At 60.0% G+C, this 14,995-nt stretch carries 12 protein-coding genes and 1 pseudogene; 2 read left to right on the forward strand and 11 right to left on the reverse strand.

What is annotated here, in order from left to right:
* From B7L71_RS02395 to B7L71_RS02430, 8 genes are all read right to left on the reverse strand, one after another.
* Window positions 1-540: biotin/lipoyl-containing protein (locus B7L71_RS02395; RefSeq protein WP_170919418.1), on the reverse strand; the 540-nt coding region annotated here is incomplete at its 3' end.
* 17 nt (window positions 541-557) lie between these two features.
* Window positions 558-1,535, reverse strand: coding sequence for an alpha-ketoacid dehydrogenase subunit beta (locus B7L71_RS02400; protein WP_081135764.1), 978 nt, complete (start codon window positions 1,533-1,535; stop codon window positions 558-560).
* A gap of 1 nt (window position 1,536) precedes the next feature.
* Window positions 1,537-2,739 carry a thiamine pyrophosphate-dependent dehydrogenase E1 component subunit alpha gene (locus tag B7L71_RS02405; protein WP_081135767.1) on the reverse strand — a complete coding sequence of 401 codons (1,203 nt, stop codon included), beginning with the start codon at window positions 2,737-2,739 and terminating at the stop codon, window positions 1,537-1,539.
* A 134-nt stretch (window positions 2,740-2,873) separates the two neighbouring features.
* Window positions 2,874-3,545, reverse strand: a complete 672-nt coding sequence (locus B7L71_RS02410; RefSeq protein WP_170919419.1) for an ABC transporter permease — start codon at window positions 3,543-3,545, stop codon at window positions 2,874-2,876.
* A gap of 137 nt (window positions 3,546-3,682) precedes the next feature.
* The gene (locus B7L71_RS02415; protein WP_081135772.1) at window positions 3,683-4,642 is read right to left on the reverse strand and encodes an ABC transporter ATP-binding protein; all 960 of its coding nucleotides are present in this window, start codon (window positions 4,640-4,642) and stop codon (window positions 3,683-3,685) included.
* On the reverse strand, window positions 4,639-5,838 hold the full coding sequence (locus B7L71_RS02420; RefSeq protein WP_016913926.1) for an ABC transporter permease: 1,200 nt from the start codon (window positions 5,836-5,838) through the stop codon (window positions 4,639-4,641). Before B7L71_RS02420 ends, B7L71_RS02415 begins: the two co-directional genes overlap by 4 nt.
* A gap of 209 nt (window positions 5,839-6,047) precedes the next feature.
* On the reverse strand, window positions 6,048-7,433 hold the full coding sequence (gene cysS / locus B7L71_RS02425; RefSeq protein ID WP_081135775.1) for a cysteine--tRNA ligase: 1,386 nt from the start codon (window positions 7,431-7,433) through the stop codon (window positions 6,048-6,050).
* Window positions 7,434-7,444: 11 nt separating this feature from the next.
* Entirely contained in the window at window positions 7,445-9,124 is a 1,680-nt protein-coding gene (locus tag B7L71_RS02430) for a glutamine--tRNA ligase/YqeY domain fusion protein (protein WP_081135778.1), read from the reverse strand.
* Window positions 9,125-9,280: 156 nt separating this feature from the next.
* Between B7L71_RS02430 and B7L71_RS02435 the strand changes: the two are divergent.
* Both B7L71_RS02435 and B7L71_RS02440 read left to right on the forward strand, forming a co-directional pair.
* Window positions 9,281-9,782 (forward strand): annotated as a pseudogene (locus tag B7L71_RS02435) (peptidylprolyl isomerase).
* A gap of 14 nt (window positions 9,783-9,796) precedes the next feature.
* The gene (locus B7L71_RS02440) at window positions 9,797-10,606 is read left to right on the forward strand and encodes a UDP-2,3-diacylglucosamine diphosphatase (RefSeq protein WP_081135780.1); all 810 of its coding nucleotides are present in this window, start codon (window positions 9,797-9,799) and stop codon (window positions 10,604-10,606) included.
* A gap of 55 nt (window positions 10,607-10,661) precedes the next feature.
* Here the strand turns inward: B7L71_RS02440 and B7L71_RS02445 are convergent, their stop codons facing one another.
* The 3 genes from B7L71_RS02445 to lon all read right to left on the reverse strand — a co-directional run.
* Entirely contained in the window at window positions 10,662-12,479 is a 1,818-nt protein-coding gene (locus B7L71_RS02445; protein WP_081135783.1) for a SurA N-terminal domain-containing protein, read from the reverse strand.
* A gap of 111 nt (window positions 12,480-12,590) precedes the next feature.
* The gene (locus tag B7L71_RS02450) at window positions 12,591-12,863 is read right to left on the reverse strand and encodes an HU family DNA-binding protein (RefSeq protein WP_009724302.1); all 273 of its coding nucleotides are present in this window, start codon (window positions 12,861-12,863) and stop codon (window positions 12,591-12,593) included.
* A gap of 192 nt (window positions 12,864-13,055) precedes the next feature.
* A partial coding sequence (lon, locus tag B7L71_RS02455) for an endopeptidase La (protein WP_081135786.1) occupies window positions 13,056-14,995 on the reverse strand: 1,940 nt, incomplete at its 5' end.

The raw sequence follows: 14,995 nt of genomic DNA on the forward strand, positions 1-14,995 counted from the left end.
AGTGTGGCTGGACTTCACATGCGCCAGCACGTCTTCCTTCAATACGCGGCCATCCTTGCCGCTACCGGCAATGTCCGCCAGCACCAGTCGATGTTCGCGCACCAGCCGTCTGACGGCCGGGCTAGCCGGGGTTTTCACCGGACAGGCTGGCCCTTCCGTCGGGCACTGTGGCGCCGATTGTTCGACGTTGGGCGATGGCGTAGAAGGTGGCGGCTTACTGGTATCAGCAGCGTCGCTGGCAGGGGAACGGGTGTTCTCTGAGCTCTTTTCTGCAACCTCTTCTGCACTCTCTTTGGCACCCTCTTCTGCACCCTGATACGCGTAAAGCGGCGCATGCACCTTGGCGATTTTCCCCTGGGGCACATACAGTTTGGTCACCGTGCCCGCTTCGGGCGCAGTGATCTCCACCAGCGCCTTGTCGGTCATGACCTCGACGATGGGCTGGTCTTCTTCGATGGTGTCGCCTTCGGCCACTCGCCACTCCACCACTTCACACTCGACGATACCTTCACCGATATCCGGTAATAAAAAATCACTCATGACCGTTCTCCCTTGCGTCAAAAATTCACGCTTTCGCGAATCGCTTCAAAAATTTTCAGATGGTCCGGCAGGTACTCTTTCTCCAGGATCAGCGGGAAAGGTGTATCCAGTCCGGTCACCCGAGTAATCGGCGACTCCAGATAGAGAAAACAGCGCTCCTGTATCGTGGCGGCGATCTCACCGGCAAAACCGCCGGTCAGCGGCGCTTCGTGGCTGACGATCATACGACCGGTCTTGAAGACCGACTCGGCAACGGTATCCACATCCCAGGGCAGCAGTGAACGCAGATCGATGACCTCGCAGGCAATGCCCTGCTCTTCGGCCAGCTCGGCGGCCTTGCCGATCACCTCCATTTGCGCCCCCCAACCCACCAGGGTGATATCGCTGCCCTCCCTGACGACTTCGGCCTCACCAATGGGCAGCTGATAGTCGTCTTCGGGCACCTCGCCCACGGCGGCCCGGTAGAGGCGCTTGGGCTCCAGAAACAGGACCGGGTCGGGGTCACGGATCGCCCCCAACAGCAACCCCTTGGCCTGATAGGGGTTACGCGGCACCACTACCTTGAGGCCCGGCGTGTGGGTAAAGTAGGCTTCCGGCGACTGAGAGTGATACAAGCCACCCGAGATGCCGCCGCCATACGGCGTGCGGATGGTCAGGCCACCCACGTTGAACAGATCGCCAGAGCGGTAGCGGAACTTGGCGGTTTCGTTGACGATCTGGTCGAAGGCGGGAAAGATGTAGTCGGCGAACTGGATCTCCGCCACGGGCACCGAGCCCTGGGCAGCCAGACCGTTGGCAAAGCCGATGATGCCCTGCTCCACCAGCGGCGTGTTGAAACAGCGCGCCTTGCCATACTTCTCCTGCAAATGGCTGGTCGCTCGGAATACCCCGCCAAAAACCCCCACGTCTTCACCAAAGCAGAGGACCTTGTCATCTTCCGCCATGGCGATGTCCAGGGCGTTATTGATGGCCTGCAGCATGTTCATGGTGCTCATACTAGGCATCTCCCTGTGCGTCGTGGGCCGTCGATACGCTGGGGTCCAGCGACTGAGCGCCGCGCGGGTAGGCATCGGGATAGCGGCGAATGTGCCGTTTCAACTGATCCAACTGGCGCTGCAAGGCAGGCGTCACGTCGGCATAGACATCGGTGATCAAGGAGTCCAGCGGCGGCGGCGGACGCTTTTCGGCGCGCTTCATGGTTTCCAGCACTTCCCGCCGCAGGCTCTCCTGCTGGCGGGACTCCTCATCGTCGCTCCACCACCCTTTACTCACCAGCCAGCGCTGCATGCGCAATAGCGGATCCTTGACTCGCCACGCCTCCTCTTCGCTCTTGGCACGGTAGCCCGACGGGTCGTCCGAGGAGGAGTGCGCCGCCAAGCGATAGGACATGGCTTCGATCAGCACCGGCTGATGCTGCTCCACGGCTATCTTGCGCGCCTGGCGGGTGGCTTCGAAGACGGCCAGGGCGTCGTTGCCATCCACGCGGATGACGTGCATGTGATAGCCGAACGCGCGCGGGGCAATGCCATCGGCGGCAAACTGTTCGGTGGCGGGCGTCGAGATGGCATAGCCATTGTTGCGACAGAAGAAAATGACCGGCACCTGATGCACCGAGGCCATGTTCAGGGCGGCGTGGAAGTCGCCTTCCGAGGCAGCCCCTTCACCGAAGAAGGTCAGGGTACAGTGGCCTTCACCCGCGAGCTTCTGGCCGTAAGCATAGCCGGTCGCCTGGGGAATCTGAGTGGCCAGCGGCGAAGAGATGGTCATGTAATGCAGCTTGCGGGAACCATAGTGGATCGGCATCTGCCGCCCCTTGCCATAGTCCAGCTCGTTGCCAAACAGCTGATTCATGAACTCGTCGATGGAGAACCCGCGATACACGAGTGAGCCCTGTTCACGGTACTGCGCCATGACCATGTCGGCATCGTCCAGGGCTGCGGTGGCACCCACCACCGCGGCCTCTTCACCGGTACACTGCATGTAGAAGCTGAGCCTGCCCTGGCGTTGCGCGGCCATCATGCGCTCATCGAGAATACGCGTGGCCAGCATGGCCTGGTAGAGCCTGCGGGCGTGATCGCGGCTCAAGGTGGGTTCATCGGCACCTTCATAAAGCTCGCCCTGGGGGCTGAGCACGCTGAAAGTGTCTATGGTGAATTCGTCGCCGGTCATGAAGGCCGGCTGATGTACGAACTGAGTCATCGTTATTGTCCTTGTTTTTACCCCTTTTGAGGGCAGTGTTGTTGGTGATGACCGTTTGTGCCAGTGGATTTATCTGACACACGTCAACGCAACACCTGGACAGTAACGCAGTCTCCCGCCGTTAGGGATTCAACTTAAGACGCAGATCGGCGTGCAAGGCGTTGTTGGAGGGCATTGAAGGCACTATCGACAGTGAGCGCCAGCAGGGCAATCGCTAGCGCCCCCTGGACGATATACGCCATGTTGTCATTGACGATTCCCGCGATGATCGGGTCACCCAGATTACTGGCCCCCACGGTCGCGCCCAGCGCCGCCGTGGCAATGTTGATGGTGACCGAGGTGCGAACGCCCGCCAGAATGACCGGCAGGGCCAGCGGCAGCTCGACATGACACAGCAGCTGCCAGGGCGTCATACCCATGGCGATGGCCGCCTGTTTGACGCTGGGGTCTACTTCGATGATGCCCGTCAAGGTATTGCGCACGATGGGCAGCAGCCCATACAGCATGAGCGCCACGATGATCGGCAGCGTGCCAAACCCCAGTACCGGCACGGCCAGCGCCAGCACCGCCACGGGCGGGAACGTCTGGCCCAGCGACGAAAGCTGAGCAACCAGCGGCAGGAAATCCCGCCCCCTGGCCCGGGTGACGGCAATGCCTGCCGAGACGCCCACCAGAAGCGTGACCAGCGCGGCCACGCTCACCACCAGCAGATGCCGGGCCAGCAAATCGACAAAATCGGCACGCCCGTAGATCACCTGCCGTGCATTGGGTTCTACCCAGCGAAACAGCGGTTCCAGAGCGGGCATGGCCAACACCAGCGCCAGAAGCAGGGCTGCCCAGGCCAGTGGCCAGCCCCACGCGGCATAGCGCGAAGCGGTGGAACTCGCGGGGACAGCGCTCGAGGTGGCTGAGGTCGAAGACGCAGAGCGAGATGGATCCGGCATCACGTTGGGGTGCCCCTGTCCAACTGGGCTTCCTTGACGATTCTACGCAGCGACAGCTCACCAATGGGCACATCGTTTTGGTCCACCACGGTCAAGCGGTCGCTGTGGTCACGCAGCATCATGGAAAGCCCCTGCCGCAACGAAAAGTCAGCGGGAATACGCGACTGGGCTGGCAGCGTGGGGCCCAGAGACGCCATGTGATCCTTGACACGCGTCAGCCCCGCCTGCTTGAGCCCCCGCTCCAGCCCGCCCAGCAGCGAATCCACGAAAGGGTCGGCGGGATGCTGCAACAGCGCCAAAGGCGTGCCCTGCTGGACGATACGCCCCTCGCGCATGACGACCAGGTGGTCGGCTAGCTTCAGGGCTTCATCCATATCATGAGTCACCAGCACCACGGTCTTGTGCAGCCGAGCCTGCAGGCGGGCCAGCTCATCCTGCAGCTTGTCTCGGGTGATCGGATCCAGGGCTCCAAACGGCTCGTCCATCAGCAAAATATCCGGGTCTGCGGCCAGCGCGCGGGCCACCCCCACACGCTGCGCCTGCCCGCCGGAAAGCTGATGCGGGTATTTGTGCGCAAACTCGCCCACCGGCAGCCCCAGCAAACCCATCAGCTCTTCGACACGGCGGCTGACCTCGGCAGGAGCCCACTTCAACAGCCGTGGCACCAGGCCAATATTGCGCGCGACGGTCCAGTGCGGGAACAGGCCGGTGCTCTGGATGACGTAGCCAATACGGCGGCGAAGTTTGACCGGGTCGTAGTGCTCTATCGCCTGGCCATCCAGAATGATGTCGCCACGGGTATGTTCGATCAGCCGATTGATCATGCGTAGCGTGGTGGACTTACCGCATCCGGAGGTACCCACCAGGGCACAGAACTTGCCCTTGGCCACCCGCAGTGAAATATCATCCACCGCCGTTTCGTCACCAAACTGCTTGGAGACATGGGAAAGCTCGATCATTGCTGTCCTCCGGGGCGTAGCGCTTCCGCCAGCGCCCCTAATGCTGCATCCACGATCAGCGCCAGCACCAGGATTGGCAGCGCACCCAGCAGCACCATGTCCATGGCCGCCTGCCCCAACCCTTGAAAAATGAAGGTGCCAAGTCCTCCGGCACCAATCAACGCCGCCACCGCCGTAAGCCCGATGGCTTGCACGGCGGTGACTCTTACCCCTTCCAGCAACACCGGCAGCGCCAGCGGTAGTCGCACCTGCCAGAACCGCTGCGGGCTTCGCATTCCCATGGCCTTGGCCGCTTCCAGGGTTTCTGCACTGACCTCCTCCAGGGCAACGTAAGTATTACGCACCATGGGCAGCAGACTGTAAGCAATCAAGGCGATCAGTGCCGGGGCATTGCCAATTCCACTGACGCCCATGGCTGCCAAGGCAGGCACGTTGGCCGCCAGCCACGCCAGAGGGGCCAACAGCAAACCGAACAGCGCCAGGCTGGGAATCGTCTGCAGAAAATTGAGCAGCCCAAAGGCGACGGTTTGCAGGCGCCGGTAGCGGCGCATCAGCATAGCCAGCAGCATGCCCAGCACGACGCTGACGCTCACGGCACTGCTGACCAGCACGATATGCTGGCTCAACGCACGATAGAACTGCCGCTCCCGGGCCTGAAACTCCTGCACCAGGGCCAGCGACTGCAATCCGAAGGCAGCGCACAGCCACCACAAGGTGCCGATGCCGAGCAGCAGCAGCGCTGTCCACCAGCGGGATAGCCCAAGCCGCAGGCGTACTTCCACCAGACACAGCAACAGCACGAACAGCACCGTCCAGTAGGCAGTCCCGATGCCCAGCCTGGCCTGAGGCGCATCCGGGGGTATCAGCCAGTGCCCGGCGACCATCAGGCCAAACGGCATCAGCAGCAGCGTCAGGGTAATCACCCCCAGCAGCGCCCGATAATGGCGCGTGCTGGGCAGCCAGGCCAGGGCGGCCATGGCGATGAACAGAAGCGATACCAGTGCGCCACCGGGCCAGCCAATGGCTGCCACCATCCCAAACCCCGTTCCCGTGACGATCCGATTGGGCGCCACGGTCACCAGATGGAAAGACCAGGCGGCCACCAGCATGACGGCACTCAGGCACAGCAGTACGACATTAGGTTGCCAGCGGCGCCGAATGGCCGCTGGCGATGGCAGTGCGTCGATCAACGACATTCATCAGTCATCCAGGCTATCGAGATATTCGCGGGCCACCTGGTCGGCAGATAACGACCACCGTGGACAGACAGGCGGTCAGTAGGGGGTTCAGCAATAGGCGCATGGGGTCATCCTTTGAGTGAGCATCCTGAGGGTGTCGCTTCAGTATACGAGGCAACTGCGTTGAAGTCAGACGCCGCCTCAACGGCGTCTGATCTCCTGCATCCTCAAGGCGCTTCGATGACCCAGGTCGTGCCTTCTCGTGAGTCTTTCAGCACGATGCCAAGCGCTGCCAGCTCGTCACGAATGGCATCGGCGCGGGCGAAGTTCTTGTTGGCCTTGGCCGCCTGACGCTCGGCAATTCTGGCTTCGATCTCGTCTTCACTCAACGCCATCGAATGCTGCGCCCCTTTCAGGAAGGCCTGCGGCGTCTGCTGCAAGAGCCCCAGCACTCCCGCCAGGCGCTGCAGCTCTGCGGCCAGGCGTGGCGCTGCTTCCGGCTGGTCGCTCTTGGCACGATTGAGATCTCTTGCCAGATCGAACAGTACGGCCAGCGCTTCCGGGGTATTGAAATCATCATCCATGGAAGCAGTGAAACGCTCGGCGTAAGCCCCCTGCTCACCCTCAGATGCCACCTCGACACCTTCAAGGGCGGTATACAGGCGCGTCAACGACTTGCGCGCCTCGACCAGCGAATCCACGGAGTAGTTGATCGGGCTGCGATAGTGGCTGGCCACCAGCAGATAGCGCACGACCTCCGGGTCATGCTCCGCCAGCACATCACGAATGGTGAAAAAGTTGCCCAGCGACTTCGACATCTTTTCCTGATTGACGCGCACGGCACCGGCATGCATCCAGGTGTTCACGTAGGTCTTACCCGTGGCCGCTTCCGACTGGGCAATCTCGTTTTCGTGATGGGGGAAGGTCAGATCCGGCCCACCGCCATGAATATCGAAGGTGTCCCCCAGGCAGCAGGTGGACATGGCCGAACACTCGATATGCCAGCCTGGGCGGCCGTCTCCCCAGGGGGAGTGCCAATGGGCCTCTCCCGGTTTGGCCGCTTTCCAGAGCACGAAGTCCAGCGGGTCTTCCTTGTGCACGTCCACTTCCACGCGCGCGCCAGAGCGCATGTCATCCAGCTGGCGATTGTTGAGCTTGCCGTAATCGGCAAACTTGCGCACCCGATAGTAGACGTCGCCGTTTTCCGCGGCGTAGGCAAAGCCTTTTTCCACCAGCGTTTCGATCATGCGGATGATGTCGCCAATATGTCCCGTGGCACGGGGCTCCTGGCTGGGGGGCAGCACATTCAACCGCGCCTCGTCTTCATGCATCGCCGCGATCATGCGCTCGGTGAGCGCGCTGATGGCCTCACCGTTCTCCTCGGCACGCTTGAGGATCTTGTCGTCGATATCCGTGATGTTGCGCACGTAGGTGACGTCGTATCCACGGTGACGCAGGTAGCGGGTAATCACGTCAAAGGCCACCATCACCCTGGCATGGCCAAGGTGACAGTAGTCATACACCGTCATGCCGCAGACGTACATGCTTACCTTGCCATCGACAAGGGGCTTAAAAGGCTCTTTGCGGCGTGTCAGCGTATTGTAAATGTGCATATGACGTTTCCTTAACCCTTCTGTTTGATTTTCGCCCAGCTATCTTTCAAACCCACGGTGCGGTTGAACACCAGGTGCTCTGCACTGGAGGCGTGGCGGTCGGCGCAGAAATAGCCCATCCGCTCGAACTGGAAGCGATCTTCCGGCGCGGCGTTGGCCAGGCTTGGCTCACCAATGGCCTGGCAGGTGACCAGCGACTCGGGATTCAGGTGCTCGAGGAAATCCACATCCTTGTCGCGATCCGGCTGCTCGACCATGAACAGGTTGTCGTAGAGGCGCACTTCCATCGGCACACCGTGGGTGGCGCTGACCCAGTGGATGACGCCCTTGACCTTGCGGCCTTCCGGATTTTTGCCCAGGGTGTCGAAGTCCACCGAGCAGTGCAGCTCCTGGATCTCGCCCGCGTCGTTCTTGACCACTTCATCGCAGCGGATCACGTAGCTATTGCGCAGACGCACTTCCTTGCCAGGGGCCAAGCGGAAGAACTTCTTCGGCGCATCTTCCATGAAGTCGTCCTGGTCGATATACAGCTCGCGACCAAACGGCACCTTGCGCATGGGCATGTCGTCACGGGCGGGGTGGCCCGGCACCTCATAGACCTCTTCGTGGCCTTCCGGCACGTTGGTCAACACCACTTTCAACGGCTTCAGCACACACATGGCGCGGGGGGCGTTGTCTTCCAGATCCGAACGAATGGCATGGGTCAGCATGGCAATGTCCACCAGGCCGCCATCCGAACGGGTCACGCCGATCATTTCACAGAATTTGCGGATCGAAGCCGGGGTATAGCCGCGGCGGCGCATGCCCGAGATAGTCGGCATACGCGGATCGTCCCAGCCATCCACGATCTGCTCATCCACCAGCAGCTTGAGCTTGCGCTTGGAGGTCAGCGTGTAGTCGAGGTTCAGCCGCGCAAACTCGATCTGGCGGGGTTTGGCGGGCACCGGCAGATTGTTCAGGAACCATTCGTACAGCGGGCGATGGTCTTCGAACTCCAGGGTACAGATGGAGTGGGTGATCCCTTCGATGGCATCCGACTGGCTGTGGGTGAAGTCGTAGGAAGGGTAGATCTTCCAGGCGTCACCGGTCTGGTGATGATGGGCGTGACGAATACGGTACAGAATGGGGTCGCGAAGATTGATGTTGGGCGACGCCATGTCGATTTTGGCGCGCAGCACTTTCTCGCCTTCGGCAAACTCGCCGTGGCGCATACGCTCCAGCAGATCGAGATTCTCTTCGACGCTGCGCTCCCGGTAAGGGCTGGGCTTGCCGGGTTCGGTCAAGGTGCCGCGATACTCGCGAATCTCATCGGGAGAGAGGTCGTCGACATAGGCTTTCCCTTCGCGGATCAGGTGCTGCGCCCAGGCATAGAGCTGCTCGAAATAATCGGAGGCAAAGCGCACGGGGCCTGCCCACTCGAAGCCCAGCCAACTGACGTCTTCCTTGATGGCATCGATATACGCCTGCTCTTCCTTCGCCGGGTTGGTGTCGTCGAACCGCAGATGACACTCACCACCCAACTGCTCGGCGAGCCCGAAATTCAGGCAGATCGACTTGGCATGGCCGATATGCAGGAAGCCGTTGGGCTCCGGAGGGAAGCGCGTCACAATTTTGGTGACCTGGCCGCCCGCTATCTCGTCGCGTACTTGGTTGCGAATGAAGTTCGGCGCTGGGGTGGTCTCGTTGGTCATGGTGGTGTTGATAACCTCATCGTGGATGGCGTGCCGGGCAACCGATGCCTATGCTAAACGGGTTAGCGCTTCGCGGTGCCGAGCAAAACCGCTATTATAACGTGACGCCGATGCACAGCGCCAAGGCGAACGCCTTTATTGAACAGGAATTTATCCATGATCGTATTACAGACGAACCACGGTGACATCACTATTGCGCTCAATCACGAAAAAAGCGCCTGCCACCGCAGCCAATTTCGAGCAATACGTGCGCGATGGCTTTTACGACGGCACGCTGTTCCACCGGGTCATCGATGGTTTCATGATTCAAGGGGGTGGCTTCGACCAGGAGTTCAACCAGAAGCCGACACGCGACCCCATCGAAAACGAAGCCGACAACGGTCTGCAGAACACCATCGGCACGCTGGCCATGGCCCGTACCCAGGACCCCCACTCTGCCACCGCCCAGTTTTTCATCAACGTCGGTAACAACAGCTTCCTTAACCACAGCGGCAAAAGCCTGCAAGGCTGGGGTTACGCGGTATTTGGTGAAGTAGTGGACGGCATGGACGTGGTCAACGCCATCAAGGCCGTGAGCACCACGCGCCGTGGCATGCACGCAGACGTACCCGCCGAGGACGTGGTCATCGAGCGCGCCTACCTGAAGGATGCGGAATAACCGTCGGGAGTCTTATGCGTACGCTGCTGATCGCTGACATGCATTTGAGTAACGACACCCCTGAGCTCAATCAGGGGTTTTATCGTTACCTGGAGCATACCGCCAAAGGGGCCGAGGATCTTTACATTCTGGGCGACCTGTTCGACGCCTGGATCGGAGACGACTTGCTGGATACGCCTCACCCCCTCAGCGGGGTGGCCCATGAGGTGATCAAGCGCCTGCGGGCACTGAGCGATGCGGGCACGTCCATTTTTTTCATCCACGGCAACCGGGACTTTTTGATCGGCGAACGCTTCATCAACGCCTGTCAGGCCACCCTGCTGCCCGACAGTGAGCAAGTGGAATTGCAAGGCGTAGCCGCCGTCATTCTGCACGGTGACAGCCTGTGCACCAAAGATGAGGCCTACATGGCGTTTCGCGCCCAGTCTCGCCACCCTGAGTGGCAGGCGCAGATCCTGGCCATGCCGCTGGAGCAGCGGCTAGAGTTGGCCAAGAGCCTGCGCATGCAGTCTGGGGATGCCAACGCCAACAAGGCCGAGGCCATCATGGATGTGACCCACGCAGAAGTCGTGGCCACGATGCAGCGCCATGGGGTGAACATCATGATCCATGGTCACACCCATCGCCCCAGGGTCCACGATCTCACCGTGGAAGACGTGCCAGCCAAGCGTTTCGTGCTGGGCGACTGGGACGAGACGCACGGCTGGGACATTGTCGTGGAGCACTCGAGCGAGCGCCACCCGGAGCCCGTACTGCGCCAGTTCGCGCTCACCAACCCGCCCGGGTTCGACGGCGAATCGCACCAAGCACTTCCCAAGCACTGACTAAGCACTTCGCTAGCCACTAAAAAAGCCGATCACATGGATCGGCTTTTTCGTTTCAGCGCTCTATTCTGGCATCGCTTCGCAGGTCATCGATCAACCCTTGAATGATCGCCTGAGCCCGCAGCTGTTCGGCCATTTGCGCGACGAAAGCATTCATCTGTTCGTCGGCCTGCCCTTCGCTGACACTGTCCAGAGCAACGACGGCAACGCCCTGAGGCAAGGCCACAGCGCGGTAAACGCTGTCACCCTCTTCAGGGTGTGGCATGCGGAACACTTCACGGACCAGTGTTTGCGGCAAGGTGCTGTCCGACTGACGAGTGATGTTGGATGCATTCATCCAGTCGAGCTCCAACGCTTGACCATCGCGCAGTGCCGCGATCATCTCATTGGCCTCTTCCTGCAACGCCTGCTGACGCTGCTGAGCTGCCACAGCCTGCTCTACCTGATCACGCACGTCGTCCAGCGGCAAGAGCGTCGCGTCACGATGCTCGGCCACGCGAAGCACCAGTCGACGATCGTTGTCCAGCTCGATGACTTCGCTGTTGTAACCTTCACCCAGTACGTCAGCACTGAACGCTTCATCCAGTACGCCCGGCTCGGAAAGCGCACCCTCTCCTTCCCCACGGGCCAGCCAGTCACTTTCGTTAAGCGTCAAGCCGAGATCGTCCGCAACGGATTGCAGATCTTCTGCGGCAAAGCTTTCATCGATCAGACGCTGTACCTGGCGATTGAAGTCATCGTTGACCTTGCGCAGCGCCACTTCCTGGGCCAAACGGTCACGCTGCTCTTCGAAAGAAGGCGCATCCAGCTCGGTAACCTGCAGGATATGGAAAGCACCGTCCATTTCGACGACCTGGGACGTCTCACCGACCCCAAGGGCAAACGCTGCGTCATCGAAGGCATCACCAAAGAAGCCGCGACTGATCACCCCAAGGTCACCGCCCTGCTCGGCACTGGCGGTATCGTCCGAAAAGCGCACGGCAGTGTCGGCAAAACGCTCACCACTGTTCAGGTCAGCCAGCGCCTCATTGGCCAGCTGCTGGGCCTCTTCACGGCCACGCTCGGAGCCAAAGGTCACCATGATATGGGAGACACGACGGTCGGCATCGCGATTCTGCTCACGCCAGGCAGCGCGGAGTTCGCTCTCGTCCACGTCGACATCTTCGGCCATGGCCTGACGGTCGATGATCACGTACTCGACGCGCACCTGCTCAGGACGCTCGAAACGTTGCTGATTGGCGTCATAGTAGTCCTGCATCTGCTCTTCGGTAACCTCTACCTCAAAAGCAGCATCATCGGCATCCAGCATCACGTAACGGAAATCACGCTGCTGGCCCTGCAGGTCTGCCAGGCGCTGCTCTTCATTGGCCAGACTGAAGTCACTGAAGGCTAGACCCTGCTGCAGTTGCTGACGCTTGATATCCACCCGCAGCTCTTCACGGAACGATAGCGGGGTGTAACCCGCGCCTGCCAGGCGGTTACGGAATACCTCTGCAGAGAAGCGTCCATCCTGATCGTGGAACTCAGGCAGCGTCACGATCATCTGGTCAAGCTGAGCATCGGAGACATAAAAGCCGCCCTCCTCAGCATACTGACGCAGCAAGGACTGGGTGATGAGCTGGTCGAGCATATCGTTGCGTAGTGCCCGCTCCTGCTCAGGAGGCACTTGCCCAGAGCGCAGCGCACGCTGCACCTCGAGCTCTACCTGCTGCCGCAGGATGGGCTCGCCGTTGACGCTCGCCACTTCATTGGGGTCGCTACCAAAGACACTGAACAGCGACTCCACACCAAAAAGCGCCATGGCCGCGACCATGACACCAATGATTATCTTGGCACCCCAGCTTCTGGAGCCATCTCGAATACTTTGCAGCATGCTAGCCTCAGATCATCAAAGCCATTTATCGCCCAAACCAATGGGCCAGAAAAGAACATGGGCGCATCGCGGATGCGATGCGCCCATTAGCTTACAGCAAACGCGAGCCAATTAGTTGACGGCGTCTTTCAGCGCTTTACCGGCTTTGAAGCTGGGCACCTTGGCAGCGCTGATTTCGATCGGCTGACCCGTCTGAGGGTTGCGACCCGTACGTGCGGCACGCTCTTTGATAGCGAAAGTACCAAAACCTACTAAAGAAACGCTTTCGCCTTTTTTGAGGCTATCGGTGACAGACTCCACCATGGCATCCAATGCGCGGGTTGCCGCTGCTTTCGGAATATCAGCAGATGCGGCAATAGCTTCAATCAGCTCGGACTTATTCACACTTCACCCCTTGACTGTTTCAAAAAAATGGCTCTGAACGGCACGGTCACCGAGTGCAACAACCTCAAAGCATAGCTGCGTTTTATAGCAATGCCTTGAAACACCTGTCAAGCAACCGCACCGTGAAATGCCCATCGCTCAAGGCATTGGGCAAACTTATTAAGTTAATTAAAGCAGCAGCTGCTTTAACGCTTAATGGGTGCTTGCAACAGCATTGGTACTAAACGACTTATCTGCTGCTTTCAACGCAGCCTTGTCTTCCACCGCTTCGGCTAACGCGACGGCCAGCACGTCATCTATCCATCGTACGGGACGAATATCAAGCGCTCCCTTGATATTGTCCGGCACCTCCTTGAGATCTCGACGATTTTCCTCAGGGATCAGGACGGTCTTTATACCACCGCGGCGGGCTGCCAGCAATTTCTCCTTCAGACCACCGATGGGTAACACTTCACCCCGCAGATTGACCTCGCCGGTCATGGCTACGTCGCAACGAACCGGACGCAAGGAATAGGCCGACACGATGGCCGTCACCATGGCAATACCTGCGCTAGGTCCATCCTTGGGCGTCGCACCTTCTGGCACATGGATATGCAGGTCTTCATTTTCAAAGCGCTGCGGGTCGATGCCATAGGCAACGGCCCGTGATTTGACCACGGTCTGTGCTGCGCTGACCGACTCTTTCATGACATCGCCCAGCGAGCCGGTCTTGTGCAGACGCCCTTTACCAGGGGTCACCACGGACTCGATATTGAGCAGCTCACCACCGACCGAGGTCCAGGCAAGTCCAGTGACGCGCCCTACCTGATCCTCTTGCTCTGCCAGGCCGTAGCTGTAGCGGCGCACGCCAGCGTAAGTTTCGATATCGTCAGCCAGAAGCACCTGCTTCGCCTGCAGCTGGCTGCCCGCTTTGGCGCCCGAGGTACGCTCTGCTTCCAACCTTTCACGCAGCACTTTACGGCACACCTTGGCGATTTGGCGCTCCAGCTCGCGCACTCCCGCCTCGCGGGTGTAGTAACGCACCAGCTCTAGTAAGGCATCGTCTTCCAACGCCAGCTCTTCATCTTTCAGGCCATTGGCCTCCAACTGTTTGGGCAGCAGGTAGCGTTTGGCAATGGCCAGCTTTTCGTCTTCCGTGTAGCCCGGCAGGCGAATGATTTCCATGCGATCCAGCAGCGGCCCAGGAATGTTCATCGAGTTGGCCGTACAGATGAACAGCGTCTCGGAAAGATCGTAGTCCAGCTCCAGATAGTGATCGCTGAAGCTGTTGTTCTGCTCCGGGTCCAGCACTTCCAGCAGCGCGGAGGCCGGGTCACCGCGATGATCCATGCCCAGCTTGTCGACTTCGTCCAGCAGGAACAGCGGGTTTTTGACCCCTGCCCGGCTCATGCGCTGAATCAGTTTTCCGGGCAAGGAGCCAATGTACGTCCGGCGATGGCCGCGAATTTCAGACTCGTCTCTCACGCCGCCCAGCGCCAGACGCACGTACTTGCGATTGGTCGCCTTGGCGATGGACTGACCCAGCGAGGTCTTGCCCACCCCGGGTGGGCCAACCAGACACAGCACCGGGCCACGCATCTTGCGCACCCGCTTTTGCACCGCCAGGTATTCGAGGATGCGCGCCTTGACCTCTTCAAGACCGTGGTGATCCTGATCCAGCACTTCCTGGGCTTTCACCAGGTCATGCTTGACGCGAGTACGCTTTTTCCAGGGAACGGCAATCAGCCAATCCAGGTAGGAGCGCACCACGGTGGCTTCGGCCGAGTTCGACGACATCATCTTGAGCTTGTTCAGCTCCTGGGTTGCCTTATCGGAGGCTTCCTTGGGCATGCCCGACTCTTTGATGGCACGCTCGTACTTATCGGCCTCGTTAGGCACGTTATCCAGCTCACCCATCTCTTTCTGGATGGCCTTCATCTGCTCGTTCAGGTAGTACTCGCGCTGGGTCTTTTCCATCTGCTCCTTGACCCGGGAGCGGATGCGCTTCTCGACCTGCAGAAGGTCGATTTCAGACTCGATCAGTGCCATCAGGTGCTCGATGCGATCACGCACGCGGTCCATTTCGAGCAGATCCTGCTTGTCGCCAATCTTCAGCGACAAGTGCGCACAAATGGTGTCCACCAAACGGCTAG

The sequence above is a fragment of the Halomonas sp. BC2 genome (genome assembly GCF_002078115.1).
Lineage (GTDB): Bacteria > Pseudomonadota > Gammaproteobacteria > Pseudomonadales > Halomonadaceae > Vreelandella > Vreelandella stevensii.

Coding starts and splice junctions, on each gene's coding strand:
- B7L71_RS02400 (WP_081135764.1), bottom strand. CDS start 1,535: ATGAGCACCATGAACATGCTGCAGGCCATCAATAACGCCCTGGACATC.
- B7L71_RS02410 (WP_170919419.1), bottom strand. CDS start 3,545: ATGCCCGCTCTGGAACCGCTGTTTCGCTGGGTAGAACCCAATGCACGG.
- B7L71_RS02440 (WP_081135780.1), top strand. CDS start 9,797: ATGCGTACGCTGCTGATCGCTGACATGCATTTGAGTAACGACACCCCT.
- cysS (WP_081135775.1), bottom strand. CDS start 7,433: ATGCACATTTACAATACGCTGACACGCCGCAAAGAGCCTTTTAAGCCC.
- B7L71_RS02405 (WP_081135767.1), bottom strand. CDS start 2,739: ATGACTCAGTTCGTACATCAGCCGGCCTTCATGACCGGCGACGAATTC.
- B7L71_RS02415 (WP_081135772.1), bottom strand. CDS start 4,642: ATGATCGAGCTTTCCCATGTCTCCAAGCAGTTTGGTGACGAAACGGCG.
- B7L71_RS02430 (WP_081135778.1), bottom strand. CDS start 9,124: ATGACCAACGAGACCACCCCAGCGCCGAACTTCATTCGCAACCAAGTA.
- B7L71_RS02445 (WP_081135783.1), bottom strand. CDS start 12,479: ATGCTGCAAAGTATTCGAGATGGCTCCAGAAGCTGGGGTGCCAAGATA.
- B7L71_RS02420 (WP_016913926.1), bottom strand. CDS start 5,838: ATGTCGTTGATCGACGCACTGCCATCGCCAGCGGCCATTCGGCGCCGC.